General features: G+C 78.3%; 4 protein-coding genes. 2 read left to right on the top strand and 2 right to left on the bottom strand.

The window, feature by feature from the left end; translation table 11 throughout:
• Positions 1 to 597, bottom strand: a 597-nt coding sequence (locus E9565_RS21735; protein WP_236828856.1) for a bifunctional precorrin-2 dehydrogenase/sirohydrochlorin ferrochelatase, incomplete at its 3' end; no start/stop codon positions are given.
• Between the two features lie 11 nt (positions 598 to 608).
• Positions 609 to 1,751 (bottom strand): Rv2231c family pyridoxal phosphate-dependent protein CobC, encoded by a 1,143-nt coding sequence (gene cobC, locus E9565_RS21730; RefSeq protein WP_304505944.1) that lies wholly within the window; start codon positions 1,749 to 1,751, stop codon positions 609 to 611.
• Positions 1,752 to 1,801: 50 nt separating this feature from the next.
• Between cobC and E9565_RS21725 the strand changes: the two genes are divergently transcribed.
• Positions 1,802 to 2,254, top strand: a complete 453-nt coding sequence (locus E9565_RS21725) for a hypothetical protein (RefSeq protein ID WP_236828851.1) — start codon at positions 1,802 to 1,804, stop codon at positions 2,252 to 2,254.
• The gene (locus tag E9565_RS21720) at positions 2,251 to 2,544 is read left to right on the top strand and encodes a transcriptional regulator (protein WP_236828849.1); all 294 of its coding nucleotides are present in this window, start codon (positions 2,251 to 2,253) and stop codon (positions 2,542 to 2,544) included. The genes E9565_RS21725 and E9565_RS21720 overlap by 4 nt, the downstream gene beginning before the upstream one ends.
• Positions 2,545 to 2,617 lie beyond the last annotated feature (73 nt).

The raw sequence follows: 2,617 nt of genomic DNA, 5'->3' as shown, positions 1-2,617 counted from the left end.
GTCGGCGACGACGACGTCGGCGGTGGCCAGGGCCTGGCGGCCGCGGACGGTGATCAGGCCGGGGTCGCCGGGGCCGCCACCGACCAGCACCACGCTGCCCCCCGGTGCGGGACGGGCGGCGCGGTCGCGGATGCTGCCGTCGGTCAGCCCGGCGACGATCGCGTCCCGCACCCCGATCGCCCGCTGCGGGTCCCCGCCCCCGTGCACGCCCACGACCAGTTCGCCCTGCCGCCCGATGGCGGGCGTCCAGACGCTGGAGGCCGACCGGTCGTCGGCGCGCGCGCAGAAGATGCGGTCGTCCTCCGCCTCCGCGGCGACGGCGGCGTTGACCGCGGGGTCGTCGGTGGCGGCGACCGCGTACCAGGCCCCGGCGAGGTCGCCGCGGCGGTAGGTGCGCCGGAGCCAGGTCGCGCGGCCGGCCGCGGCCAGCGACTCCAGCGCGGGCGTCACCTCGGGGCTGACCACCGTGACGCGGGCCCGCGCCTCCAGCAGGCCGGCGACGCGCCGGTGGGCGACCCGGCCGCCGCCCACGACGACGACCGGCCGGTCGCGCAGCCGCAGCCCGACCGGGTAGACCGTGCCCTGCTCGGGGGGCACCGGGGTGGCGTTCAGCGGATCTCCTCGGGGGTGCCGGTGGTCGTCCGCCCCGTGGAGCCGCACCGGGGGGACCGGGACAGGATCCCAGCGAGGGTGGCGGCGAACGCGCGCGAGGTCGCCGGGTCCCGCACGGCGACCCGCAGGTGGTCGGGGCCCAGCCCCGGGAACGAGTCGCCGCGGCGGACCGCCCAGCCCGCGTCGCGGAGCTCCCGCCGCACCCGCGCCCCGTCGGGCACCCGCAGCAGGACGAACGAGGAGCGGGGGGTGCCCAGGGCCGCCACCTGCGGGGGCAGGGCCGCGAGCAGCGCCGCGCGGTGCCCGGTGAGCGCGACCGCCGCCTGCTGCGCCTCGGCGCGTGCGGCCGGGGCGGTGCAGGCGACCAGCGCGGCCAGCGCCGGGGTGCTCACCGGCCACGGCGGCTGCTGGGCGGCGAGCGCGGCCACCAGATCCGGAGGCCCGAGCGCGTAGCCCACCCGCAGCCCCGCCAGGCCCCACGTCTTGGTCAGGCTGCGCACGACGAGCAGGCCGGGCAGGTCGGCGCGCCCGGCCAGCGACTCCGGCTCGCCGGGCACGGTGTCGGCGAAGGCCTCGTCGACCACGAGCACGCGGCCGGGGCGGGCCAGGGCGGCGAGGTCGCGGGCCGGGTGCAGCACCGACGTCGGGTTGGTCGGGTTGCCCAGCACCACCAGGTCGGCGTCGTCCGGGACGGCGCGGGGGTCGAGCCGGTAGCCGTCGGCCTCCCGCAGGAGCAGCCGGCTCACCGGGTGACCGGCGGACCGCAGCGCGGCCTCCGGTTCGGTGAAGGAGGGGTGCACGACGACGGCGTGCCGGGGTCGCAGGGCGCGGGCGAGCAGCACGAACACCTCCGCGGCGCCGGCGGCGAGCAGCACCCCGGCGGGGTCGCGGCCGTGCGCCGCGGCGACGGCCGTGCGGGCGGGGGGGAGGACCGGGTAGGCCGCGCTGGCCTCCAGCGACTCCCGCAGGACGTCGCGCAGCCAGGGCGGGGGCGTCCCGGCCCGCACGTTGACGGCGAGGTCGACCAGGCCGGGCGCCAGTTCGGCGTCGCCGTGGTGCCGCAGATCGGTCACGTCTCCTCTTCGCTGTCGCTGTCGCTGTCGGGCCCGGCGGCCATGAGACCACGGCGCGTGTGACAGCCGTGTGGCGTGACTTGACGGATCGGAAAGCGACGGCCACGCTTTCCGTCATGGAAAGTGACGAGGCGGACGCCCGGGCCCAGCTGGCCGCCCTGCGCGCGGACCGGGTGGCGCTCGCCGAGCGCGTGGTCCAGCCCTGGTGGTACGACGCGCTCCTCGGCCTGCTGACGTTCCTGCTGTTCGCCTCGTACTCCTTCGCCTTCCCCTGGCTGACGCTCGGGGCGCTGGTGGTCTACCTGGCCGGCCTCCGCGGGCTGGTGGCGGTCTACCGGAGGCTGACCGGCGCGTGGGTCAGCGGCGACCGGCCGGGGCCCACCCGCCGGGCCTACACGGCGTGGCTGGTCGGCGCCACGCTGGTCGTCGTGCCGGCCCTGGTCCTCGAGCTGGCGCTCGACGTCGGCGGGGCGATGGTCGTGGCCGGCGCGGTCCTCGGGGTCGGCATCGCACTGGTCAGCCGGTGGTGGACCCGCATCTACGTCGCCGAGCTGCGCGGCGAGCTGTGACCGCCGTCCGGCCGCGGTTCGACCCGGTCGTGCACGCGCCGCCCCGGCTCCAGGTGTGCGGGCTGCTCGCCGCCGTCGACTCGATGGACTTCGCGGCGGTGCGCGAGCGGATCGGGGTCAGCGACTCGGTGCTCTCCAAGCACGTCAAGCAGCTCGAGGAGGCCGGCTACGTGACGGTCCGCAAGGCCACCCGCGCCTCCCGCGTGCGGACCGGCCTCGCGCTGACGGCAGCCGGCCGCGCCGCCTTCGACGCCCACGTCGCCGAGCTGCGGCGGATCACCGGGGGCTGACCCTCCGCGCGCGTCCACCCGGGCACCGGCAGAGTGGGCGCCGGCGAACGGGCGGGACGGGACGGGGGACGGA

Source organism: Blastococcus sp. KM273129 (genome assembly GCF_021698995.1).
Classification (GTDB): Bacteria; Actinomycetota; Actinomycetes; order Mycobacteriales; family Geodermatophilaceae; genus Blastococcus.
Note: the sequence above shows the minus strand (reverse complement) of the source record. Positions and strands in the feature narration are given on the sequence as shown.